The organism is uncultured Bradyrhizobium sp. (assembly GCF_947648125.1).
Taxonomy (GTDB): Bacteria; Pseudomonadota; Alphaproteobacteria; order Rhizobiales; family Xanthobacteraceae; genus Bradyrhizobium.
This window is the reverse complement of sequence record NZ_CANSMR010000005.1, coordinates 39,059-61,210: the sequence shown is the minus strand read 5'-3', so window position 1 is coordinate 61,210 and position 22,152 is coordinate 39,059. Positions and strand designations below refer to the sequence as shown.

General features: G+C 64.6%; 21 protein-coding genes. 8 read left to right on the top strand and 13 right to left on the bottom strand.

Translation table 11 applies throughout. The features are described from left to right. Positions 1-24: 24 nt before the first annotated feature. From Q0030_RS11850 to Q0030_RS11830, 5 genes are all read right to left on the bottom strand, one after another. Entirely contained in the window at positions 25-225 is a 201-nt protein-coding gene (locus tag Q0030_RS11850) for a cold-shock protein (protein WP_021079749.1), read from the bottom strand. Between the two features lie 284 nt (positions 226-509). Further along, complete coding sequence (locus Q0030_RS11845; RefSeq protein WP_298366789.1) at positions 510-821, bottom strand: cytochrome c; 312 nt, start codon at positions 819-821, stop codon at positions 510-512. A gap of 11 nt (positions 822-832) precedes the next feature. After that, on the bottom strand, positions 833-2,032 hold the full coding sequence (locus Q0030_RS11840; RefSeq protein ID WP_298366787.1) for a molybdopterin-dependent oxidoreductase: 1,200 nt from the start codon (positions 2,030-2,032) through the stop codon (positions 833-835). A gap of 210 nt (positions 2,033-2,242) precedes the next feature. Beyond that, positions 2,243-2,470 (bottom strand): hypothetical protein, encoded by a 228-nt coding sequence (locus Q0030_RS11835; protein ID WP_176529489.1) that lies wholly within the window; start codon positions 2,468-2,470, stop codon positions 2,243-2,245. 162 nt (positions 2,471-2,632) lie between these two features. Then, positions 2,633-4,369 carry an adenylate/guanylate cyclase domain-containing protein gene (locus tag Q0030_RS11830; RefSeq protein WP_298366781.1) on the bottom strand — a complete coding sequence of 579 codons (1,737 nt, stop codon included), beginning with the start codon at positions 4,367-4,369 and terminating at the stop codon, positions 2,633-2,635. A 226-nt stretch (positions 4,370-4,595) separates the two neighbouring features. Here Q0030_RS11830 and Q0030_RS11825 point away from each other — a divergent pair, with 226 nt between their 5' ends. Beyond that, positions 4,596-6,146, top strand: coding sequence for a glycosyltransferase family 39 protein (locus Q0030_RS11825; RefSeq protein ID WP_298367309.1), 1,551 nt, complete (start codon positions 4,596-4,598; stop codon positions 6,144-6,146). Between the two features lie 91 nt (positions 6,147-6,237). On the opposite strand, the gene Q0030_RS11820 is transcribed toward Q0030_RS11825, so the two are convergent. The 3 genes from Q0030_RS11820 to Q0030_RS11810 form a co-directional block, all read right to left on the bottom strand. Further along, positions 6,238-8,025, bottom strand: coding sequence for an adenylate/guanylate cyclase domain-containing protein (locus Q0030_RS11820; RefSeq protein WP_298366779.1), 1,788 nt, complete (start codon positions 8,023-8,025; stop codon positions 6,238-6,240). Between the two features lie 239 nt (positions 8,026-8,264). Next, on the bottom strand, positions 8,265-9,296 hold the full coding sequence (locus tag Q0030_RS11815; protein ID WP_298366776.1) for a TIGR01620 family protein: 1,032 nt from the start codon (positions 9,294-9,296) through the stop codon (positions 8,265-8,267). Further along, positions 9,293-10,756, bottom strand: coding sequence for a YcjX family protein (locus Q0030_RS11810; RefSeq protein WP_298366774.1), 1,464 nt, complete (start codon positions 10,754-10,756; stop codon positions 9,293-9,295). Before Q0030_RS11810 ends, Q0030_RS11815 begins: the two co-directional genes overlap by 4 nt. A gap of 190 nt (positions 10,757-10,946) precedes the next feature. Between Q0030_RS11810 and Q0030_RS11805 the strand changes: the two genes are divergently transcribed. Together Q0030_RS11805 and Q0030_RS11800 are read left to right on the top strand one after the other, a co-directional pair. Next, a complete protein-coding gene (locus tag Q0030_RS11805; protein WP_298366772.1) occupies positions 10,947-11,642 on the top strand; it encodes a hemolysin III family protein in 696 nt (231 codons plus the stop codon). Between the two features lie 141 nt (positions 11,643-11,783). Next, complete coding sequence (locus Q0030_RS11800; protein ID WP_298366770.1) at positions 11,784-12,578, top strand: SDR family oxidoreductase; 795 nt, start codon at positions 11,784-11,786, stop codon at positions 12,576-12,578. A 271-nt stretch (positions 12,579-12,849) separates the two neighbouring features. On the opposite strand, the gene Q0030_RS11795 is transcribed toward Q0030_RS11800, so the two are convergent. After that, positions 12,850-13,470 (bottom strand): TetR/AcrR family transcriptional regulator, encoded by a 621-nt coding sequence (locus tag Q0030_RS11795; protein ID WP_298366768.1) that lies wholly within the window; start codon positions 13,468-13,470, stop codon positions 12,850-12,852. Positions 13,471-13,551: 81 nt separating this feature from the next. Here Q0030_RS11795 and Q0030_RS11790 point away from each other — a divergent pair, with 81 nt between their 5' ends. After that, a complete protein-coding gene (locus Q0030_RS11790) occupies positions 13,552-15,099 on the top strand; it encodes a 4-hydroxyphenylacetate 3-hydroxylase N-terminal domain-containing protein (protein WP_298366764.1) in 1,548 nt (515 codons plus the stop codon). A 107-nt stretch (positions 15,100-15,206) separates the two neighbouring features. Here the strand turns inward: Q0030_RS11790 and mdlC are convergent, their stop codons facing one another. From mdlC to Q0030_RS11770, 4 genes are all read right to left on the bottom strand, one after another. Continuing rightward, entirely contained in the window at positions 15,207-16,835 is a 1,629-nt protein-coding gene (gene mdlC, locus Q0030_RS11785; RefSeq protein WP_298366761.1) for a benzoylformate decarboxylase, read from the bottom strand. A gap of 175 nt (positions 16,836-17,010) precedes the next feature. Next, positions 17,011-17,898 carry a BJP family subclass B3 metallo-beta-lactamase gene (blaBJP, locus tag Q0030_RS11780; RefSeq protein ID WP_298366759.1) on the bottom strand — a complete coding sequence of 296 codons (888 nt, stop codon included), beginning with the start codon at positions 17,896-17,898 and terminating at the stop codon, positions 17,011-17,013. A 128-nt stretch (positions 17,899-18,026) separates the two neighbouring features. Further along, positions 18,027-18,410 (bottom strand): tautomerase family protein, encoded by a 384-nt coding sequence (locus Q0030_RS11775; protein WP_298366757.1) that lies wholly within the window; start codon positions 18,408-18,410, stop codon positions 18,027-18,029. Between the two features lie 112 nt (positions 18,411-18,522). Continuing rightward, the gene (locus Q0030_RS11770) at positions 18,523-19,020 is read right to left on the bottom strand and encodes a helix-turn-helix domain-containing protein (RefSeq protein ID WP_298367306.1); all 498 of its coding nucleotides are present in this window, start codon (positions 19,018-19,020) and stop codon (positions 18,523-18,525) included. A gap of 122 nt (positions 19,021-19,142) precedes the next feature. Here Q0030_RS11770 and Q0030_RS11765 point away from each other — a divergent pair, with 122 nt between their 5' ends. From Q0030_RS11765 to Q0030_RS11750, 4 genes are read left to right on the top strand one after another with little or no spacing between them, the layout of a single operon-like run. Then, positions 19,143-19,748 carry a VOC family protein gene (locus tag Q0030_RS11765; protein ID WP_298366754.1) on the top strand — a complete coding sequence of 202 codons (606 nt, stop codon included), beginning with the start codon at positions 19,143-19,145 and terminating at the stop codon, positions 19,746-19,748. A 57-nt stretch (positions 19,749-19,805) separates the two neighbouring features. Next, positions 19,806-20,456: an isochorismatase family cysteine hydrolase gene (locus Q0030_RS11760; protein ID WP_298366752.1), complete on the top strand. Its 651-nt coding sequence runs from the start codon at positions 19,806-19,808 to the stop codon at positions 20,454-20,456. Continuing rightward, the gene (locus Q0030_RS11755) at positions 20,453-21,820 is read left to right on the top strand and encodes an epoxide hydrolase (RefSeq protein ID WP_298366750.1); all 1,368 of its coding nucleotides are present in this window, start codon (positions 20,453-20,455) and stop codon (positions 21,818-21,820) included. Before Q0030_RS11760 ends, Q0030_RS11755 begins: the two co-directional genes overlap by 4 nt. Positions 21,821-21,856: 36 nt before the next feature. Continuing rightward, positions 21,857-22,150: an antibiotic biosynthesis monooxygenase family protein gene (locus Q0030_RS11750; RefSeq protein WP_298366748.1), complete on the top strand. Its 294-nt coding sequence runs from the start codon at positions 21,857-21,859 to the stop codon at positions 22,148-22,150. Positions 22,151-22,152 lie beyond the last annotated feature (2 nt).

Sequence of the window (22,152 nt, the reverse complement as noted above, 5' to 3'; positions counted from 1 at the left end):
CGCCGCTGGATCTCGCGCGATGCGCTAGACCTTGAGGTTCTCGGCTGATGTCTTGCCGCGATTGGCAATCTCTTCGTATTCAACAGACTGGCCTTCGTTGAGGCTCTGAAGACCGGCCTTCTGAACTGCTGAAATATGAACGAAAATGTCCTTGCCGCCTGTAGCGGGCTGGATGAATCCATAACCCTTGGTCGGGTTGAACCACTTCACTGTACCTTTGGGCATTCCAGTCGTCTCCGCGGAATCAATCGAAAACAGACCAGTCGGTCCCCGCACAAACCGGCTTGTCCGTACCTCACAGGATAGCAGTTTGAAAAAAGCTGGGTAGATCAAACCACGGTGTGTTTTTGCCCGGAAACAACCCGCTTTGCAGGGTTTAGGCGCCGGATTGCCTGTTTCGTGGTCAATTGATGCGCTGCAAAAAAGAGATCGGTTCCCCTGAACCGAATTGGATCGGTGGCCCCGCGCGCGGGCCTTCGGCCGGCGCGCGGGGATGAACCAATCGCGCTTCAATAGGTCGCGGAGAGATACTCGACGATCTTGCCGACGTCGGCCTGGTCGATCGGCGCGCCGTAGACCTTGATCATCTTGGTCACCTCGGCCTGCCAGAAGTCCTTCTTGAACTTCTCGCCCTGCGGCTGGGTCTTGATGTAGTCGGCCGAGTGGCAGGCGGTGCAGTTGTTCTGCACCACGTCGAGGTTGGGACCCGGTTTGAAGGCCGCGGTCTCCTCTGGAAGCGTGTAGTTGACGGGTGCGGCCATCGTAGCCCCGATCGACAGCATGGCGATCGCGGCGAGGCAGGGAAGCAGCTTGCTGGTCATGATGCTTCTCCTCACGCCGCGGTGACGCGCACGGTTTCGACGACGTTGCGCAGATAGCCGGCGGGATTCCACAACGGATCCATCGGCTGGGTGTCGCCGGCATTGTTGGTGGCGCGCACCTTCAGGTCCGAGGGGCCGGCCGGGAGCGCGACCTTCAGCTTCCATTCCCGGAAGGCATACTTGCCGAGATCCTTGCCGAGCTTGGCCGGTGTCCAGCTCTTGCCGCCGTCAGTCGAGACCACGACCTCCTTGATGCCCTTGCCGCCGTCGAAGGCGATGCCGCGCAGCGTGGTGCGGCCGGCCTTCAGCTTGGCGCCGTCGGCAACGCTGGTGATGAACGAGCGCACCGTGAATCGATTGATCGGGATCGTCGCCTTCGGCGCGGTGCCGGGCTCGACCGCGTTGTTCGGCGTATCCGGAATCCGGTAGGCGGATTTCATCCAGAAGCCGTCGAAGACGTTGTCGATCACGGTGATCTCGTTGAGGTGCTTCACCCAATAGGTGCCGTAATAGCCGGGCACCACGAGGCGGAGCGGGAAGCCGTTGAGGAACGGCAGGTCCTCGCCGTTCATGCCCCAGGCCAGCATCACCTCGCCGTCGCGCGCATGGTCGATGTCGAGCGCCTTCACGAAGTCAGGCGTCGTCTCCATCACGGGGCCATCCATGCCATTGAAGGTGACCTGCTTGGCGCCGGCCTGCACACCGGCCATGTCGAGCACGGTCTTCAGAGGTACGCCGTGCCAGCGTGCACAGCCCATCGCGCCGTTGCCGAGTTGGCCGCCGGCGACGCGCGGATTGAAGAAGCCGCGGCTGTTGCCGGAACACTGGTTGACGGCGACGAGCTCGGTCGCCTTCAGCTTCCGGATATCCTTCAGCGATAGCTTCAGCGGTTTGTCGACCTTGCCCTTGATCTCCAGCGTGAACTTGTCCGGATCGAGATCGTAGGGGATGCCAGCGAGGTGATAGCGGACGAAGAACGCGTTGTTGGGTGTGAGCGGCCCGTCGTTGAAGACCGCAAACGGCGTTTCCAGCTGCGGCGGCCGGGCGGTCAGGCCGATCATCGGGCGCTTCTGCGGGTAGCGCACCAGCGGCCGTTCGCCATTGCCGAAGGGCAGCGTCACGGTGTCGAGGGCCAATGCGCCCCTTGATCCCAGCCCCGTCACCAAAGCGGCCAACCCGGCGCGCTTCATCAAGTCTCGTCGATCGAGCATTCCGCTTCCTCCGAAGCTGTTCTGTCGTGAGCTGGTCATCACCAGGCTCACCTTGCCTTGCGCGCCTTCGCATCATGGAATGCGCGCGGCGACAAATGTCGCACCTGACAACTGCAAGTCAATTGAGCTTTCGCAGCGTTGCGTCGCAACAACGAGAAGCCCCGGTCGCATTTGGCGACCGGGGCATTTCCATCCAGGCAGAAGGCTCGATCAGTAGCAGACGTTCACGGTGCGATAGCGATAGCCGTAGGGCGTCATCACCAGGCGGGTGACGTAGCAGCCGGAGTCGACGAAGCCGACGGAGATGCCCGGGCCGCCCCAGAAGTGATGGTGATACGGATGCCAGAAGAACGGTTTGGCCGAAGCCGAGGTCGGCGCCAGCGCGGCGGCAGCGAGCGTTGCGGCAGTCGCGAGAGCAAGCGTGACTTTGCGAAGCATGGTCGTCTCCTTCAGATGCGCGTTGAACGCTGTCGCGGCGCGGTTGCAGTGTTACCCATCGCCAGTCAGTCGCATCCGGCACCGGGCGCGTTCGAGCATCTCTGCTGAACGCAGCTTCGGATGTGCGGCAGGTCACATTCGGTAAAGGGGGAGATGAACCGGTCAGGCCGCGACGGCACGCCGGTCGTCGACCAGCGCGGACAGGACGCGCGTCGCCTCGACGGTGCGCACGGTCATCGGCTCGTTGCGGCCGCGGATCGCGACCTCCTGTGCCGGCAGGGCATCGTCGGCGAGCCCTGCGGTGGCACGCACCTCGTCGGAGATGACCGCCTCGCAGGCCAGCGCCTTCGTCATGTCCTGCAGCCGTGCCGCGACGTTGACGGCGTCGCCGAGCGCGGTGAACACCATGTGATCGCGATAGCCGATGTCGCCGACGATCACCTCGCCGCCATGGATGCCGATGCCGAAGCGGATCGGCTCGCGCAAATCGTGGCTCAGAAACTGGTTCAGCTCGTCGATATTGGCTGCGATCAGCCCTGCTGCGCGCAGCGCCTGGCGGCAGGCCACCTGCCGGTCGGTGCTGAGCCCGAACAGCGCCAGCATGCCGTCGCCGATGAACTGGTTGGGCCGTCCGCCGGCTTCCAGCACCGCCTGCGACACCGCGCCGAGGAAGCGGTTGACGATGAACACGGTGTCGAACGGCAGCCGCTTCTCGGCAAGCTGCGTCGAGCCGCGCATGTCGACGAACATGCTGACGAGGTAACGCTCCTGGCCGACCCGTGTCGGATTGGCGGCCTGTGCGTTCGCCGACATCGTGTGCGGCAGGAACAACTGGAAGAAGGTCAGGTCGCCGGTCGGCCGCAGCTGGCAGGCCAGCCGGATCGACGGATCGTCGGTGCCGACCCGGTGCAGCACGAAGGCTTCGCGCGGCGAGGGCTCGGGCAGTTGGGCGTGATCGCCGATGATCCGGATGCGGCAGGTCGAGCAGCGCGCACGGCCGCCGCAGACGCTCGCATGCGGAACGTTGTAGCGCAGGCTCGCTTCCAGCACGCTCAGTCCCTTCGGCACCCGGAGCGTGCGGCCGTTGCCATAGGACAGCGCGATCGTGCCGCCGCGGCGCTCAAGCAGGGCACGCGCGCCGCGCGCCAGCAGCACAAGGCCGAGCAGGCCGAGATAGCCGATCGTCAGATCATCCGTGATCTTCCCGAGCGTGGCAGCCTGGGCCGCCGTGCCGAGCTTCTGCACCGAGAGCTCCTCGCGCCGCCAGTCGGGATCCTGATAGTCCTCGATGGTGGCGCGGCCGCCCTGATAGATGCCGAGCATTGCCAGCGTCGGGATCAGCACGGCTGTGGCCAGCAGGAACGGCGCGGCCCACTGGAAGAACGCGCGCAGCCGCAGCCAGAAATACAGCCCGATGCAGCCATGCACCCAGGCAATCAGCAGCACCGCGAACATCAGCCAGAGCCGGACCGGCGAGGCGATGAAGAAGGTGTAGAGCTCCTGCGGGTAGAGCTTTTCGTGCCCGTACAGGGTCTGGCCGAGCCGCACGCCGAGGATGTGGATGATGATGAAGACCGGGATGCTCAGGCCGAGCACCAGCTGCAGCGGCTCGATCGCCTTCCAGCGGAACTCGCGGCGCTGATACAGCGCCCAGACGCCGAGGCCGGTGTGCACCAGGCAGGCGCCGTAGAACACGATCGCGACCGGCAGGAACTGCCAGAATTCGGTGTGGTAGTGCACCCCGATGGCCATTGCGTCCGTCGAGATATTGCCGAGCGCGTGGTTGAGGAAATGGCTGATCAGGTAGGCGAACATGATCGCCCCCGTGACCAGGCGAACCTGCCGCTGGCCGATGCCGCGGGCCATTTCCTGCAAATGTTCGCGCGAGGGGGAGGCCATGTGATTCATATCGGCAATTCTAGTGCTTAATTCCCGCGCTGAACACCGCCGCGAGTCCGGACGGGCCGCGGTAGCGGGCCGTGCGGCACGTTGACACTCCGTTAAGAGTCGAACAAAAGGTGCCGTGACGATAGCCCAAGCCCAATCCGGAGCCGATAACATCAGCGTTAAGCCGGCCCGTGCGCGCGCGCCGGATTGGCGTGGCGCCATCGCCGTTATCGTTGCCATGACCGCGATGCGGCTGGTCTATGCCCATGCGCTCGATCTGCGCACCGACGAGGCCTATTACTGGACCTGGTCGAAGGAAAACGTGCTGTCGTTCCTCGACCATCCGCCGATGGTCGCCTGGTTCATCCGCTTCGGCACCGCGATCCTCGGCGACACCAATCTCGGCGTCCGCCTCGGTGGCATCGTGGCGATGCTGGCCACCCAGCTCCTGCTCGCGGACATCGTCCGCCGCGTGACATCAAACAATGTCCGTGCCGTGATGTTGGCGCTGCTGCTGCCGGAGGCAGCGCTCTATTACGGATTATTAATGGCCAAGGTCGCGCCCGACACCGCGCTGATCCCGTTTTCGGTCGCGATGCTGTGGTCGCTGGTGCGGCTCGCGCAGAGCAATGACGGGCGCTGGTGGCTCGCCGCGGGGCTGTTCGCCGGGCTATCGCTGCTGTCGAAATTCACCGCGATCATGTTCGCGCCGGCGGTGCTCGCCTTCGCGCTGGTGCCGGACTGGCGCTGGCGCTGGCTGCGCAGTCCGTATCCGTACTTGGCTGCGCTGATCGCGATCGTCGCGTTCTCGCCGGTCTTGATCTGGAACGCGGAGCATGACTGGGCTTCGTTCCGCTTCCAGGCGGTGCGCGCCACCGTCGAGCGCGATCTTACGTTCCGCACGCTCGGCGAGTTCATCGGCATGCAATTCGGCCTGGTCGGTTTCGTGCTGCTGCCGGTGACGCTGTTCGGCACAGTGCTGACGGCGTGGCGCGGTTATGCCAGGCGCGAGCCGGTCGCGATCCTGCTGGCAACCGCGGTGCTGGTGCCGTTCGTCTATTTCCTCTGGAAGTCGCTGACCTTGCGGGTCGGCGACACCTGGCCGATGTTCCTGTGGCCGGCGGGATTTGCGGCGGTCGCCATCAATGTCACGCGGATGCCGTTCGAGGGCTGGTCGGTCGGGCTCGTCAAATCGACCGTGTCCTGGGCGCGGACCGCGATCACATCGGGCATCGCCTTCGTGGTCTGCGTGTTCCTCTATTACATGTTCGCGCCGTGGAATCTGATCGGCCGCACCGATCCGATCGGCACTGAATCGGGCTACGACGTGGTGGCTGCGCATACCCTGGCGCAGGTGCAGGCGACCGGCGCGACCTGGGTCGCGACCACGGATTACCGCACCTATGCGATGCTGCGCTGGATGCTGCGCGGGCGCGTGCCGGTCGTCGAGGTCAACGAGCGCGGCCGCTTCCAGGGCTTTGCCGATCCCGGCATCGGCATGATCAGGGATCACGTCGGCATCTATGTCGGGCGCGAGCCCGAGAACAACCTGCCGCTATGGAACGAGACCTCAGCGGTGCGCCAGCCGCTGGAACGCGTGCCGCGGAGCTGGCGCGGCATGATGATGGATACTTATTCGCTGGACAAGATCAGCGGCTGGACACCTGATCTGTCGCCGCCGCCGGACACCACGTTCTTCCGCTGGCGTGTGCTGGCGATGCTGAGGGGATCTTGCGAGATCACCTTCTCCCCTTGTGGGAGAAGGTGGCAGCCGAAGGCTGCCGGATGAGGGGTATGTCTCCGCGGGCGAGGTGCGCGTGGATGGATATCCCTCACCCAAGCGAGTTCGTGACGACTGCTTCCGAGCCAGAACGCGATGACTATGCAGGAATCCCGGCCATCAGCATTCCGTCGCGGATGCGCTTGCTTCCGGCACGAAAGGTCGGGTCAGTACTCAAGAAAAGCCCCTTCGTTCGGCGAATCGCAAAATCCGGATCGAATGCAAATCCCGCGCGCGCAGCGGCTTGTGCTTCCTCCAGAGATCCGGCGAGGGCTAGTGCGGCAGCAAATTGGAAATGCGCGATTGGAAAATTTCGATTTGCTTCCAGAGACCGGCGTAGCCACTCCACCGCTTCGGCGTCGGCGCCAAGGATCATCTTCACGACGCCAAGCAAGTGCATCCACCGAAAGGCATTGATGTCGCGTGGGGAAAGCCTGAGCGCATGGCGGATGTGAGCCTCGCTTTCCGCGCCTCGACCAATGAAGACCTTCGTAAATCCAAGTAATGCGTGGGCGTCGGCGAAGTTGCGATCAAGCTCGAGGGCTTGCTCGTATTCCCCGATCGCCTGCGCCGCGCGATTGGTGAACGCGTGCAGAGCAGCCAATACACCGAGCGCCCGGGCGTGACGCGGGGCCATCGACAACACCTTGATTAGCATCGCTTCCGCTTCGGCGAGGCGCGTGCCGCGGTCGTCGAGCATAAAATTTGTGACAGTCAGTAGGTCTGTCATCGCAATTCCGACCAATGCTTCGATGTTCTCGGGCTCGAGCGCCAATGCCCGTTCGAAAAAGCCGTGAGCATGTGATAGGTATTTATCCGTAAGCCCTTGATTTAAGCATTGACGACCCTGGAAGCACAAATCCATTGCATCGGGATGCGGAGAACGCTCGGCTCGCCGTGCTTCGGCTTCGACAAGCTGGGCATCGAGCGCGCTGGCAATTCTTGCGGTGACTTCATCCTGCATCTCGAACAGGTCGGCGATCGGCTTGTCGAAACGATCCATCCAGAGATGCGAGCCGGTTTCGGCGTCTACAAGTCGAACGTTGACGCGAAGTCGATTGCCGCCTCGCTGTACGGATCCCTCAAGCACGTAATTCACGCTCAACTCGCGGCCGACCTGCTTGAGATCGACGGCTTTACCTTTGTAGGTGAATGCCGTGTGTCGGCCAATGACAAACGAGCCGCTGATGCGCGACAAATCTGTCGTCAGGCTTTCGGTTACACCATCAACGAAATAGTCTTGCGACGGATCGCCGCTGAGGTTGCTGAATGGCATCACAACGATAGACAGGCGAGGCGGCGAAGGCGAAATCGTTTCGCTGTAAGATGATGTAACCTCGCAGGATTGCCCACCCGTCGTAAGTGCAAAGACGCGGACCGGGCGTGCAATGTTCCTGAGGGATTGCTCACCCAAGTCAACGAACTCAATCCTCACCTTGCCCCGCACTTGATCGTGGACCGAAGAGGAGATGCATATGCCGCCTGGCTCTGAGATGCTCTCAAGACGTGCCGTAATGTTGACGCCGTCTCCAAAGATGTCATGAGGTTCGGCTATCACATCGCCAATATTGATGCCGACGCGGAAGGCAATACGTCTGTCTGCCGCATCAGCGGTTGTGAGCTCCTTGGTGCAGGCCTGGAACTGAATGGCAGCTCGGACCGCTTCAACTGCGCTTGGAAACTCCGCTAAGAATCCGTCACCGGTATTCTTCACGATGCGACCGCCGTGCTCCGCAATCGCGGGCTCGATGGCGGTCGTTAGCAGCGCGATCAGTCTGGAATGCGTAGCCTCTTCGTCGCTATGCATCAGTCGTGAGTAGCCCGCCACGTCGGCGGCCAGTATCGCTGCCAACCTGCGCTCAACCCGAATTGGTCGCTCTTCCGCCATGGCATGCAATCCAATCCAGCGATCACTCTATCGCAAATCAGAGCCGAGCGCCAAACGAGCATTGACGGTGATTAAGTGTAGCGGCGTCCCTTATGGACCATCGTTGCGATCAGCGCGCTGCTGATCATCCTGGTCGGTACATCAATCCGGTAGTTGAGCGACACTGCGTCGCCCTAATCGGGGTAGGCGCCGTGCCACAGCATTCTCTCCCGCAAGTCCTGCTCGGAAAAGCCTGCTGGCTATTCCTCTTCCTCGCGCTTGCGGATCAGGTCCTTCGCCAGATCGGTCAGCGCGGGGCGCGGCAGCGCGTTGAACGGAAGCGGGCGGGTGACGTCGATCGCGGCGAGGCCGAGGCGGGCGGTCAACAGGCCGTTGAGCATGCCTTCGCCGAGGCGTTGTGACAGTTTTGCCGCGATGCCGTGGCCGAGCATCTGCTGGATCAGGCTGTCGCTCGCCGCCATGCCGCCGGTGATCGCCAGATGTGCGATGACGTGGCGCAGCAGGCGGATCATGCCGAGTGCGCCGGGCCGGCCGCCATAGAGCCGCGCCAGCTGGCGGATCATCCGCAAGCTCGCCACGAACACGAACAGCACGTCGATCATCGCGCGCGGGCTGACCGCGGTGACGACGGAGACGCGCTGCGCGGCTGACGACACCAGCCGCCGCGCCTCCTCGTCGAGCGGTGTCATCAATTCACGCTCGGCGAGGCGGATCATGTCGGCGCCGTCGATGATGTCGTCGGTGTGGCTCTGCAGCGCGCTGCGGGCGCGGGCGAGCTGCGGGGTCTGGTGCGCGAGCTTGAGCAGGTCGGCAACGATCGCGCGGCTTGCGGTGCGGTCGTCGCTGATCAAGACCTCGGCGGCACGCAGATGCAGCTTCTCGATGGTCGCCAGTCGCGCCAGGCCGACCAGCTCGCGCGTGGTCACGACGGCCAGCGCCACCGTGGCGATAACGGCGAGCCCGAGCCCGAGGACGCCGAGACCTTCGTTGCGCGCGAACAGATCCTCGACCAGGTTGAGGATGCCAAGCCCGGTGCCGAGCACCACGAGGCCTGCGACCGCGCCCCAGAACAGCGTGCCCCAGCGGAAGCCGCGGCGTGCCGGCAGCAGCGGCGTATCGACCGGCACCGGAAGCTGCGCGGGCTCGGCCTCCGGCACGATCTGGATCGTGCCGCGGGTGAGGCGGCCGCTGTCGTCCGGATCCATCACGACCACGCCGGGATCGTTGAGCTTGAACGTCGCCGGCCGCCGCGGGGGCGTCTTCTCGTTCATTGCAGTTTGTCTCCGATCAGGAACTGGAGAGCGCGGTCAAGGCGGATGTGAGGCAGCGCCGGCTCCGCGTCGCCGTTTCGTTCCAGCTTCGGCGGCCGGAAGCGCAGGAAACGATAGTCGGCGGCCTCGGCGCCGGCACTCGAGAGGCCGCGGAATCCGCCGGTGAACAGGTCCTCCGGATTGTCGGGCAGGTCGCCTGGAAAGGTCGCAACTTCAGTTTCGCCGTCCAGTGTCCCCCCATTGGCGGCCTCGCCCTGCGCCGGCGTGCCAAGGATCGAGGGCAGCCGGTCGCGACCGCGTGCGACCTGCGCCTCGCGCGTGGCGCGCACCGCGGCAAGCGCCACCACGTCGATGGCAGCGCCGGCATATTCGGCGCGCTCGGTGGCCCTGGCCACGATCCGCCGCAGCACGGCTTCCAGCCGGTCGTGGCTCTGGTGATGCAGATGGTCGGCCTTGGTCGCCGCGAACAGGATGCGGTCGATGCGCGGCCGGAACAGCGCGCTCAGGACCGTGCTGCGGCCGATCCGGAAGCAGTCGAGGATGCCGGCCAGCGCCGCCTCGAGATCGTGCAGCGCTTCGGGGCCGGCATTGAATGCGGCGAGCGCGTCGGCCAGCACGATCTGGCGGTCGAGCCGCGCGAAATGATCGCGGAAGAACGGCCGCACCACGACGTCCTTGTAGGCCTCGTAACGCCGCCGCATCATCGCCCACAGCGAGCCGTCGGGCGCGCTGCCGTCCACCGGCACGTCGAGCGGCGCAAAGGTCAGCGCCGGCGTATCGGCGAGATTGCCGGGCATCAGGAAGCGCCCAGGCGGCAGCAGGCTCATCGCGAAGCGCTCGTCGCGGCAGGTGCGCAGATAATCGGTGAACAACCTTGCTTCGGTGCGTGCGGCCTGCTCGTCCTCTCTGGCCTCGGGCTTCAGCGTCGCCAGATGCGCGTGCCATGGCGACGCGAGTTTTGCGCGCAGCGGCTCGCGCGACAGCGCAAGGCTTTCCGCAGACCATTGCTCGTAGCTCTTGTTCAGCAGCGGCAGGTCGAGCAGCCACTCGCCGGGATAATCGACGATGTCGAGGGTCAGCGTGCGGTCCGCGCCATTTTGCCGCTGATACTCGATCACGAGGCGAAGCTCGGAGATGTCGGTGGTCGAGCTCGGCCAGCTCCGCTCCTCGATCAGGGTGCGGACATGGTTCTCGTAGGCGAAGCGCGGCACCGCATCGTCGGGCTGCGGGGCGAGATAGGCGCGCGCGATCCGTCCCGAAGCATAGGCCTCGAACACCGGGAAGCGGCCGCCACGGGTCAGGCCGTGCACCAGCGCGGTGATGAACACGGTCTTGCCGGCGCGCGACAGGCCGGTGACGCCGAGCCGCACCGTCGGCTTGAAAAAGCCCTCGCTATAGTCGAGCAGCGCCCGCGCCGAGAGACGCGCTTCCTCGACGATATCAGAGAGACGGGGGGGCATGGAGGGTTAACGAAAAGACCCGGCAGGAGGAGCCAATAGGGGCTGGCGATTACCCGCAAGGTGGCGATTATCGGGCCAAAATCAAGCTTCACATTTCCGGCGCCTTTGCAGGCGAGGGGATAGTGAGGGAATTGAACGCGTCACGCCACCCGCGTTACCCATGGTTCATCGGCCCACAGGAAAGCCCTGCATGACGGTCTTTCGCCTGAAGCAACTTGCCTCGTCCTCGGTCCACGCGGCCGGCGCTGCGCTGTGGAACTACGACCGCGCCGAGCTGATCGCCGACGGCGTCGTCCATCTCGTCGGCGTCTGTTTCGGGCTGGTTGCCGCCACCGCGCTGATTGTGCTGACCGCGGTCTATGCCGGCCCGTTCGATATTGCGGTGGTCTCGGTCTATGTCGCGGGCCTGCTCGCAATGCTGACGCTGTCGGCGACCTATAATCTCTGGCCGGTGTCGCGCGCCAAATGGGTGCTGCGGCGCTTCGATCACTCCGCGATCTATCTGCTGATCGCCGCGACCTACACGCCGTTCATCGTGGAACTGAAGGACAGCACCTTTGCGATCGCGCTGCTGATCGGCGTGTGGTGCGTGGCGATCGTCGGGATCTGGCTGAAGCTGCGCTACCCCGGCCGCTTCGACCGGCTCGCGGTCGGGCTTTACCTCGCGATGGGCTGGAGCGGTATCATGCTCTACGACGCCGTGGTCAAGGCATTGCCGGCGAAGGCGCTCGGCTTCGTGCTGGCGGGCGGCATCCTCTACAGCTTCGGGGTGATCTTCCACTCCTGGCGGCGGCTGCGCTTCCAGAACGCGATCTGGCACGGCTTCGTGCTGCTCGGGGCCGCCTGCCACTATACGGCGGTGTTCGACGTCGTGCTGGCGAGCTGAGCGGTCCGCCGGCACCAGGCCGGGCCGGCTCTCGAAAAGATCATGCATCGGCGAAAGATGCGCTATCATGGTTGCTCTTCGCTCGAGCATGAGACCGGCGTCCGGATCATGCCCTGAAATCAAGATATCGGGAGGATGGCCATGCAGGTGGCAGGTAAGGTCGTGGTGGTCACCGGCGGTGGCAATGGCATCGGCAAGGCGCTGTGCGAGGCGTTCCACGCCGCGGGTGCATCCAAGGTCGTGGTGGTCGACCTCGATCATGCGGCGGCCGAGAAGGTCGCGGCCTCGGTCGGCGGCGCCGCGTTCAAATGCGATGTCGGACAGGAGAAGAACATCCTGCACGTGATCGACGAGACCGAGCGCATGTTCGGCCCGATCGCGCTGTTCTGCTCCAACGCCGGCATCGGCGGCGGCTTCGACCCGCTGTCGAAAAATGCCGGCGGCACCTCGGACGAGCCGTGGTCTCGGAGCTGGGCGATCCATGTGATGGCGCATGTCTACGCCGCCCGGCATCTGGTGCCGCGCATGAAGGCGCGCGGCGGCGGCTACTTCCTCAACACGATCTCTGCCGCGGGCCTGCTGTCGCAGGTCGGCAGCCCGGCCTATTCGACCACCAAGCACGCCGCGGTCGGCTTTGCGGAAAACCTCGCGATCTCGCATCGCGCCGACAACATCAAGGTCTCGATCCTCTGCCCACAGGGCGTCGACACCAACATGCTGCGTTCGATCCCGAAGGGCCCGCAATCCGGCGACGGCGATCTCACGGCGGAGCAGGTCGCACAGGATGCGCTCAAGGGCATCGAGCAGGAGACTTTCCTGATCCTGCCGCACCCGCAGGTGCTCGGCTACATGCGCAAGAAGACCGAGAACTACGACCGCTGGATCGGCGGCATGGCCAAGATCCAGGCCAAGATGCGGGAAGCGCAGGGGAAGTGACCGCTAGGGAATGTGCGTCGCTCATGTGAGGCGAGTACGCTAGTCGGGCTCCCTCTCCCCTTGTGGGAGAGGGTGGGGTGAGGGGTGGCCCCGGGCGAAATCGCTGATCGAAGCGTCGCTATCGCAACTTCGCTCGCGTGTCGTTAAGACACAATCGAGAGCACCCGTGTGGCACCCCTCTCCCTAACCTCGAGAACGAGCTTCGCTCGCCTCGGACCCCCACAAGGGGGAGGGAACCCTTCCGCCGATGCCATCCTCACGTGAGGCGGCCTCATCCCTTGCCGAGCTGCGCGATTCTGTCGCGCAGATAGGCGTCCATCAGATCGGGCGCAGAGGCGCCGAACATCCTGATGCGGCCGGTGTGCAGCAAAAGCAGCAGGCCGGTCGCGTGCGCAAAGCAGTCCACCATCACCGTGTTCGCCTTCTGCCTGGACGCGCCGAGCGCCTCGGCGGCTTCGGCGATCGGATGCAGCGCGGCCTCCAGCGCGGCGTTCAGCTCGTGGTCGCGCGCATGGCCGAGCCCGGCCGGCTTCATGCCGCCGCGGAACAAATAGAAGCCGAGATCGAGGTCGCGCGGATGGTCCGCATAGTACCGGAAGAAGCCCATGCCGGCGGCGTGCAGCCTCTGTCTGGCGCCGCGCGTCGTCGCGACCGCCGCGCTGACGGCTTCGCCGAGCGAGGCCAGCGATTGCCGCAGCACCTCGGCATAGATCGCTTCCTTTGAATCGAAGTGGAAATACAGCGCCGCCGGGGTGTAGCCGGCCCGCGTCGCGATTGCCCGCAGGCTTGCGCCCTCGAGCCCTTCCTCGGCGAACACGCTGCGCGCCGCATCGAGGATCAGCTCCCGCTTGTGACGGCTGACCGCTTCCTTCCTGCTCTCGCGCGTCTGCATCGGCGAATCCGTTCTTGACTCAATTCTAACGGTGTTAGATAATTTAACAGCATTAAAAAAAATGAGCAAGGGAGAAGCGTCATGCTGATGACGGCCGCGGACTACCGGGAATCCCTGCGCCGCTACAAGCCGCGGGTGTTCGTCAACGGCGCGGCGGTGGCGAGCGTCGCCGACGAGCCGTTGCTGGCGCCGGGCGTCGCCGGTGTCGGCGTGACCTACGATTTCGCGCACCGGCCCGAGCATGCGCCGATCATGACGGCGCGGCAGGGCACTTCGGGCAAGACCGTCAACCGCATGCTCCACATCAATGAGAGCTCGCAGGACCTGCTCTACAAGCTCGAGGCGGTGCGTCTGGTGTGCAGGACATCGGGCTGCGCCCAGCGCTATCTCACCCATGATGCGCTCAACGGCCTCTATCAGGCGACCAAGCTGACCGACGATCGCCGCGGCACCGACTACAGCCAGCGCTTCCTCAACTATCTGCACGAGGTGCAGGACCAGGATCTGACGCTCGGCGTCGCCATGACCGATGCGAAGGGCGATCGCTCCAAGCGCCCGGGCCTGCAAGCCAACCCGGACGTCTATGTTCACATCAAGGAGCGCCGCCCCGACGGCATCGTGATCCGCGGCACCAAGGCGATCGTGACCGGCGCGCCCTACATGCACGAATTCCTTGTGATGCCGTGCCGCACCCATGTGCCCGATGACAGGGATTTTGCGGTCTGCTGTGCGGTGCCGGTTGATGCGCCCGGCGTCACCATCGTCGCGCGCCCCGCGGGCCGGCCTGGCGATGCAGCGGCGAAATTCTCGGCGAAGTATGGCCAGTCGGTCGGCGTCGTGATCTTCGACGACGTGTTCGTGCCGCATGACCGTGTCTTCCTCGCCGGCGAGACCGAGGAAGGCGGTTTCCTCACCACGTCCTACGCCACGCATCACCGGCATTCCTGCATCGGTGCGCGCGCCGGCTTCGGCGATCTTTTGATCGGCGCCGGCGCGCTGATGATCGAGGCCAACGGCCTCGATGCCGAGAAGCATGCGCATATCCGCGAGGCGATGGTCGAGCTGATCACCATCACCGAGAGCTTCTATGCCTGCGGCGTCGCCTCCTCGGTCTACTGCACCAGGGATCCGGCCGGCTCGGTGATGCCGGATGCGGTATTCTCCAACATCGGGAAGCTGCTGCTGGCGACCAAGATCTACGACATGCATCGTGTCGCACATTACGTCTCCGGCGGGTTGATCGTCGCGCTGCCGGGGCCCGACGAGGACCACAATCCGGAGACGCGCGCCTCGCTCGCCGCCGTGATGGGCGGACGGCCGGACATTCCGGCCGAGCAGCGCGCCGAGGTGGCGCGGCTGATCGAGGATCTCACGGTCTCGCACGAAGCCGGCTGGTACTCGGTGATCTCGTTGCATGGCGGCGGCTCGCCGGAGGCGATGAAGCGCGAGATCTGGCGCAACTATCCTGTCATGGAGAAGGCCGAACTGGTCGAGAATCTGCTCGGCCGCGGTCTCGTCGACGAGGGACAGCGGGTGTCGAAGCAGCCCGGCCGCTGCTGCGCAACCGGCTGCGAGGTGCCGGCGCCGTTAGAGCGGGCGCTGGAGCAACAACACGTACTCTCGTCGTAGTCTTGTAGGATGGGTAGAGCGAAGCGAAACCCATCAATTTGCATCCGCGGCGCGGATGATGGGTTTCGCTGCGCTCTACCCATCCTACGGATCGGCCTTCTCGCCACTCAGCTCTTCTGCGCGTAGAGCAGCGGCACCGCGGAATCGACCATCACCTCGATCAGGCTGGCGCCGTGATGCGACAGCGCGCGCTTGTAGGCGCCCGGAAGCTCGGCCGACTTCGTCACCCGCACTGCATCGCAGCCCATGCCTTCCGCGAGCTTGACGAAATCGATGCCGGGCAAGTCGAGGCCCGGCACGTTGCGCACCTGCATCACCTGGCTGAACGAGCGCATCGCGCCGTAGCCGGAATTGTTCATCACGACGACCGTCAGCGGCAGCTTGCGTTGCGCGGCGGTCCACAGCGCCTGGATCGAATACATCGCCGAGCCGTCGCCGATCAGGCAGACCGTGCGCCCCTCGTGGCGGCCGAGTGCCATGCCGACCGCGGCCGGCAGGCTGTAGCCGAGGCCGCCGCTCGCCATGGTGTAGAAACTGTCCTGGCCGCGCATCGGCATCGCCTTCTGCATCAGCGGGCGATGCGACGGCACCTCCTCGACCAGCGCATCGTGGGGTCCCATCGCGGCCGAGAGTGCATGCAGCGCATATTCGGCGGGGATCGGGTCGCCGGTCGCGGGCACCGGCGGCAGCACGCGGCCCGCTGGAGCGGTGCGCCCGCTCTCGGGCAGCATCTCCAGCAGTGCCGTCAGCGCCGGCTTCATGGTCGCGACGATGCTGTGGCCGGTGGGCGTCATCGCGGCGGCATCGGGATCGTCGGTGATCTGGAAGATCGTTGTCGCGCCGTCGAAGATCGCAGCATGGCCCTCGACATGGAAAGTGAAGACCGGCGCGCCGACCACGACGACGAGATCGTGATCGCGCAGCGCATCGGAGAGCTGGCCCGGTGCGGCATGCAGGAAGCCGGCAAATTGCGGATGCCGCTCGGGGAATGAGCAGCGCGCCGAGAACGGGCTGACCCAGACCGCGGCCTTCGTTTTCTCTGCGACCTTAACCATGAGATCGACAGCCTCGGCGCGATCGACGGCGGGGCCGACGACGAGGGCAGGACGCTTGGCCTCGCCGAGCGCGGCGGCCAGCGCCCGCATCGCGGCCGCATCAGGGCCGACCTCGCGGCTGACCTGGCGCGCGTCGAGCGGCTGCGTCGCATGCGCCCAGTCGTCGATCGGCACCGAGACGAAGGTCGGCCCGCAAGGCGGCTGCATCGCGACATAATAGGCGCGCGCGATCGCGGCCGGCACGTCCTCGGCGCGGGCCGGTTCGACCGCGAATTTCACGTAAGGCCGCGGGAATTCGGAGGCGCGTTCGGCATAGAGGAATGCCTGCAGCGGCATGATCGAGCGCGCCTGCTGTCCGGCGGTGATCACCAGCGGGGTCTGGTTACGATAGGCGTTGTAGATGTTACCGAGCGCATTGCCGACGCCGGCCGCCGAATGCAGGTTGACGAAGCCTGCATTGCGCGTCGCCAGCGCATAGCCGTCGGCCATGCCGACGACGGAGGCCTCCTGCAGGCCGAGCACGTAGTCGATGTCGTCGGGCCAGTCGCTCAGGAACGGCAGCTCGGTCGAGCCGGGATTGCCGAATACCTTCTTGATGCCCCACGCGCGCAGGAGGCCGAAGGTGGCGTCCTTGACGGTGACGGTCTTGCTTTTGCCGGCGGCCGGTTTGCGCGAGGACATCGGGCGGCTCCCATTTCTATCTTGTTACGTTCCGTCATTGCGGGCGGCAAAAGCGGAAAGGCAATCCACCTCTCGATGGATTGCCTTGCGATGTCAAGCCGCGCTGCACCCATAGTTGCCGCGGCAACGGCTGAAATTTGCGCGGGGATGACGGGACGACATTTCGCAGTGGCTGCTAATTGGCCTTCTGCAGTGCGGCGGTCTGCTTGGCGAGTTGTTTGTCGAAATCCTGCTCGAGCCCGGCCACATAGGTGGCGTTTTCGCCCGGCTTGACGAACGGATTGGGCGCGCCGTCCTTCATCTGTGCGCGCTTGGCCTGCATGTCGTAGACCTCAGGATGCGGCCCGAGCAGCACGTCGACCTTCATCGCCTCGACCTTGGCGAAGGTCGAGCGGTAGTCGTCGACAATGCCGGGATAGGTCGGGCGGCCGACCAGCCGGTTCAGCGCCACCGTTCCGCTGCAGAAGAACAGCACGTTGCGCTGCTGATTGCCGTCCTTCACCGTCATCTCCCAGCTGGTGCAGCCGGGCGAATGGCCGGGTGTGGTGTGCGCGGTCAGCGTCACGTCGCCGAGCGTCACCTTGTCGCCTTCCTTGACGGTGCGGTCGACCTTGACCGGCGCAAAAGCAAGATCGGCGTTGCTCTCGTCGCCCGGATAATAGCCGCCCTCGAGCAGCGGCTTGTCGCGCTCGCCGGCGATCAGCTGCGCGCCGGTCTCCTGTTTGATCTCGGCAAAGCCGCCGGTGTGGTCGAGATGGGCGTGGGTGTTGAGGATGATCTTGATGTCGCCTTCCTTGAAGCCGAGCTTGGCGATGTTGTCCTTGATCATGCCGGTCGACTGCTGCATCGCCGTATCCATCAGGATCAGCCCTTGCGACGTCTTGATGATGTAGACCGCGATCCCGTCAGTGCCGACGTAGTAGATATTGTCGACCAGCTCGAACGGTTCGAACGGCGCGGTCCATTTCTTCATGACAACAGCCATGAAATCCTTGAGCGTCTGCGCTTGCGCACCGGTTGCGATCAGCGCGAGCGCGCACAGCACGGCTGCGATCGTCCTCATCGTTGCCTCCCTAATTGTTGTTGTTCGCGCACGGGGCGCACTATGCGTGTCGGCAACGCCGATCGCAAGCCACGGACGGCAGGGCGCCGGACATGCCGCTGCCTGTCCGGCGCATGCCTGTTCCGCGTTCAGCTCGCGTACTGTGCGATGCCGTTGCCGAACGACCAGTTTTCCTTGGCGACCTCGACCAGGTTGATGAAGATATCGTCCGGGCGTCCCTGCAGCTGGCTCTGGAAATCATCAACGATCCGCTTGTAGAACGCCTTCTTCATCTCGACCGTACGCCCCGCATTCAGCGTGATCTGGATCAAGACGAGATCGTCGCTGTAGCTGTTGCCGAGATAGTTGTCGGCGTAGTTGAGGTCGCCGCGGTCGTGCTCGGTAATGACCTGAAACTTGTCGTTCTCGGGCACGTTGATCACCTCGCGCATCGCCTTGTAGACGATCTCGCCCAGCGTCTTGCGATACTCGGCGGACTTGCCGCGCTTCAGGTCGATACGAACGAATGGCATAGTGGTCTCCTGTGCTATGCGGGGCTCGGCCGGATCGGCCCCGTGTGATCGAGACGCTGCGACGGTGCGAATGCTCTCGCATCGTCCGCTTGCGCCGGCGGCGTCGGGGAATTCAGCGGGTCGCCTTGAAGGCCTCCCAGCGCGCATCGCGCTCTCTTTGATATTTCGGCGTCCGCTCGCCCACCATATCGGCGCGGCGGACCGGCTCGCCGCAGGACTCGCAGACCGGACCGAGCCCGGCGGGCTTGCCGCAGACGAGATGGGTGTAGTTCATTGCGCGGCCTTCCCGCGGTGACTTGCACCAGGTCTCGCCCCAGGCGCGCAGCGCCATCAGCACCGGAAAAAACGCTTCGCCCTTCTCGGTGAGGTGATACTCGTGGCGCAACGGGCGCTTGTTGTAGACGCGCCGGGTCACCAGACCGTCCGCTTCCAGCTTTTTCAGCCGTGCCGTGATCATCTGCGGCGTGCCGCCGGACTGCGCCTGGATCTCCTCGAAGCGATGATTCCGCGCGAACAGTTCGCGCAGAACAAGTACTGTCCAGCGGTCGCCCACAACGGTTTCGGCGCGAGCGACAGGGCACAGCGTTTGGTCAGCCGTGTTGTCCTTCATTTTGGTCATCACGTTTTCTTCATCCGGCTTGTTACTATGATTTTCATAGCAATATGGCCCGGCAGCGTCGCAAATGCAATGGGCCGTTGATGGGCCGGTCTGTCATCACCAAGGAGCGAGCCATGACCACCGAACAGGGGCCGACAGCGGCCAAAGTCGATTTGAAGCTCGAAGTCGTCGTCATTCCGGTCTCGGATGTCGACCGCGCCAAGCGTTTTTATCAGGACCTGGGCTGGCGGCTTGATGCCGACTTCGTCAGGCCCGATGGTTCGCGCGCCGTGCAACTGACGCCGCCGGGTTCGCCGACCTCGATCCATCTCGGCTCGGGATCCGCGCTGCCGCGCTTCCTGATCGTCAATGATATCGAAGCGGCACGCGCCGAGCTGATCGCGCGCGGCGCCGATGTCAGTGAGGTGTTTCACCGCGGCGCGAAAGGCCGCATCAAGGGGCCGGACCCGGAACGGCCGAGCTACGGGTCGCTCGCCACGTTCAACGATCCCGACGGAAACGTCTGGCTGCTGCAGCAGGTGACGCAACGCCTGCCCGGGCGGGTCGACGGCAACAGCACGAATTTCTCCTCATCGGCCGATCTCGCTGCCGCGCTGCGCCGCGCGGCAGCAGCCCATGGCGAGCACGAGAAGCGGACCGGTGGCCACGATGCGAACTGGCCCGATTGGTACGCCGAGTACATCGTCCGCGAACAGGCCGGCAAGCCGCTGCCCGAGTGAACGGAGCGCGTCATTGAAGCAAATCCAACCTGGCGCCTGATGGCCAAGGAGCGATCGATGTCCCAGATCATCTATCCACGCGAGCGAACTGCGCTACTTCTCGTCGATCCCTACAATGATTTCCTCTCCGAGGGCGGCATGGTCTTTCCGCGCATCAAGCCGATCGCCGACGAGGTCGGGCTGCTCGACAATCTGCGCCAGCTCGACGGCGCGGTCCGGGCCGCCGGCATCCAGGTGGTGATCGTCCCGCACCGCCGCTGGGAGCCGGGCGATTATGAGGATTGGGATCATCCCAATCCAACCCAGCGCTTGATCATGCAGCGCCATAGCTTTGCGCGCGGCGAATGGGGCGGGGATTGGCATCCGGACTTTGCGCCCAAGCCCGGCGATCTGATCGCCGGGGAGCATTGGGGGCAGAGCGGATTTGCCAACACCAATCTCGATTTCCTGCTCAAGCAGAAGGGCATCACGCATGTGATCGTGGTCGGGCTGCTGGCCAACACCTGTATCGAGTCGACCGCCCGCTTCGCGATGGAGCTCGGCTACCACGTGACGCTGGTGCGCGATGCCACCGCCGCCTTCTCGCACGACATGATGCACGCCGCTCACGAGCTGAATGGCCCGACCTATGCCCATTCCATCCTGACAACCACGGAGGTGATCGCTGCGTTGCCGGCGGCCTCTCATTCCAAGGAGACAGTCAGATGACCACGATATCGAAGACACCAGCCGCAATCGCAATAGGCCAATCGACCCAGGAGGCCATCGACCAAACCCGGCGCAGGCTGCTGACAGGCGCGGCGCTGGGCCTGGCTGCTGCCGGTGCTGCCGGCCTGTTCCCCGCGCATCCCGCCGCCGCGGCCAGCAGCGATGCGATCCGGCCATTCCGCATCAACATTCCGGAGGAAGACCTTGTCGACCTTCGCCGCCGTCTGGCCGCGACCCGATGGTCCGACAAGGAGACCGTCAATGACGACTCCCAGGGCGTTCCGCAGGCGATGCTGCGCGATCTCGTCCGCTACTGGCAGACCGACTACGACTGGCGGAAGGTCGAGGCGCGGCTCAACGCGCTGCCGCAGTTCGTCACCGAAATCGACGGGCTGGACATCCATTTCATTCATGTTCGCTCGAAGCACGACAATGCATTGCCCCTGATCGTCACGCATGGCTGGCCGGGTTCGGTGATCGAGCAGATGAAGATCATCGATCCCCTGACCGATCCCACCGCGCACGGCGGCAGGGCGTCGGATGCGTTCCATCTCGTGATCCCGTCGATGCCGGGCTACGGCTTCTCAGGCAAACCGACCACGGTCGGTTGGGATCCCCAGCGCATTGCGCGGGCCTGGGTTCAATTGATGAAGCGGCTCGGCTACAGCAAGTTCGTGGCGCAGGGCGGCGACTGGGGTTCGCCGGTCTCCAATGAAATGGCCAAGCTGGGTGCGCCGGAGTTGCTCGGCATCCACGTCAATCTGCCCGGCGTTGTTCCGCCCGAGGTCTTCAAGGCGGTCAGCACCGGCGGCCCTGCGCCGGACAACATGTCCGCGGAGGAGCAGCACGCCTTCGACCAGATCAAGCTTCAATTCGCGAAACGGCGCGCCTACGCGCAGATCATGGGCACGCGCCCGCAGTCGCTCGCGGCCTTTGCGGATTCGCCGGCCGGCCTCGCCGCCTGGCTGCTCGATCACGGCGACGGCTATGCCCAGCCGGCCTCCGCGATGCAATCGGCCGTGCTCGGGCGCGCCGTCAACGGGCATTCCGCCGGCGCACTGACCCGCGACGACGTGCTCGATAACATCACGCTCTACTGGCTGACCAACACGGCCATCTCGTCGGGCCGCCTGTACTGGGAGAACAAGACCAACCTCTATCTGCCCGCCAATGTCACGATCCCGGCCGCCGTAACCGCGTTTCCCGGCGAGAGCTTTGTGGCGCCGCGAAGCTGGGCGGAAAAGGCCTACCACAAGCTGATCTACTTCCATCAGGCCGAAGCCGGCGGTCACTTCGCCGCATGGGAGCAGCCGGACATCTTCAGCCGAGAGGTTCGGGACGCGTTTCGGCCGCTGCGCGGCTGACCTGAACAGTCAAAGGGACCGAAAGGAGTATTCATCATGCCGAAACTCGCACTCATCGCCACCGTCGAGGTCGCGCCGGAGAAGCGGGATCAGGTACTGCCGCTGCTGTCGGCGCACGGCGCCCGTTCGCTCAGGGATGAACCGGGCACGCTGCACTTCGATATCCTGGTGCCACGCGAGGACGCCGCGAAGCTCCTGATCTACGAGGTCTACCAGGATGACGCGGCGTTTGAGGCGCATCGCAATGCGCGTTCGATCGCGCAGTTTCGCGAGGAGTCCGCGGGGCTCGGCATCAAGATATCAGCGACGCGGTGCACACCGGCCACGTAGAC

Excerpts from the sequence above, each read along its gene's own strand:
- Q0030_RS11755 (WP_298366750.1), top strand. The coding sequence starts at position 20,453 with ATGACCACGATATCGAAGACACCAGCCGCAATCGCAATAGGCCAATCG.
- Q0030_RS11765 (WP_298366754.1), top strand. The coding sequence starts at position 19,143 with ATGACCACCGAACAGGGGCCGACAGCGGCCAAAGTCGATTTGAAGCTC.
- Q0030_RS11820 (WP_298366779.1), bottom strand. The coding sequence starts at position 8,025 with ATGGCGGAAGAGCGACCAATTCGGGTTGAGCGCAGGTTGGCAGCGATA.
- mdlC (WP_298366761.1), bottom strand. The coding sequence starts at position 16,835 with ATGTCCTCGCGCAAACCGGCCGCCGGCAAAAGCAAGACCGTCACCGTC.
- Q0030_RS11815 (WP_298366776.1), bottom strand. The coding sequence starts at position 9,296 with ATGAACGAGAAGACGCCCCCGCGGCGGCCGGCGACGTTCAAGCTCAAC.
- Q0030_RS11775 (WP_298366757.1), bottom strand. The coding sequence starts at position 18,410 with ATGCCATTCGTTCGTATCGACCTGAAGCGCGGCAAGTCCGCCGAGTAT.
- Q0030_RS11850 (WP_021079749.1), bottom strand. The coding sequence starts at position 225 with ATGCCCAAAGGTACAGTGAAGTGGTTCAACCCGACCAAGGGTTATGGA.
- Q0030_RS11800 (WP_298366770.1), top strand. The coding sequence starts at position 11,784 with ATGCAGGTGGCAGGTAAGGTCGTGGTGGTCACCGGCGGTGGCAATGGC.
- Q0030_RS11810 (WP_298366774.1), bottom strand. The coding sequence starts at position 10,756 with ATGCCCCCCCGTCTCTCTGATATCGTCGAGGAAGCGCGTCTCTCGGCG.
- Q0030_RS11770 (WP_298367306.1), bottom strand. The coding sequence starts at position 19,020 with ATGAAGGACAACACGGCTGACCAAACGCTGTGCCCTGTCGCTCGCGCC.
- Q0030_RS11790 (WP_298366764.1), top strand. The coding sequence starts at position 13,552 with ATGCTGATGACGGCCGCGGACTACCGGGAATCCCTGCGCCGCTACAAG.
- Q0030_RS11830 (WP_298366781.1), bottom strand. The coding sequence starts at position 4,369 with ATGGCCTCCCCCTCGCGCGAACATTTGCAGGAAATGGCCCGCGGCATC.
- Q0030_RS11835 (WP_176529489.1), bottom strand. The coding sequence starts at position 2,470 with ATGCTTCGCAAAGTCACGCTTGCTCTCGCGACTGCCGCAACGCTCGCT.
- Q0030_RS11840 (WP_298366787.1), bottom strand. The coding sequence starts at position 2,032 with ATGCTCGATCGACGAGACTTGATGAAGCGCGCCGGGTTGGCCGCTTTG.
- Q0030_RS11805 (WP_298366772.1), top strand. The coding sequence starts at position 10,947 with ATGACGGTCTTTCGCCTGAAGCAACTTGCCTCGTCCTCGGTCCACGCG.
- Q0030_RS11760 (WP_298366752.1), top strand. The coding sequence starts at position 19,806 with ATGTCCCAGATCATCTATCCACGCGAGCGAACTGCGCTACTTCTCGTC.
- Q0030_RS11795 (WP_298366768.1), bottom strand. The coding sequence starts at position 13,470 with ATGCAGACGCGCGAGAGCAGGAAGGAAGCGGTCAGCCGTCACAAGCGG.
- blaBJP (WP_298366759.1), bottom strand. The coding sequence starts at position 17,898 with ATGAGGACGATCGCAGCCGTGCTGTGCGCGCTCGCGCTGATCGCAACC.
- Q0030_RS11750 (WP_298366748.1), top strand. The coding sequence starts at position 21,857 with ATGCCGAAACTCGCACTCATCGCCACCGTCGAGGTCGCGCCGGAGAAG.
- Q0030_RS11845 (WP_298366789.1), bottom strand. The coding sequence starts at position 821 with ATGACCAGCAAGCTGCTTCCCTGCCTCGCCGCGATCGCCATGCTGTCG.
- Q0030_RS11825 (WP_298367309.1), top strand. The coding sequence starts at position 4,596 with ATGACCGCGATGCGGCTGGTCTATGCCCATGCGCTCGATCTGCGCACC.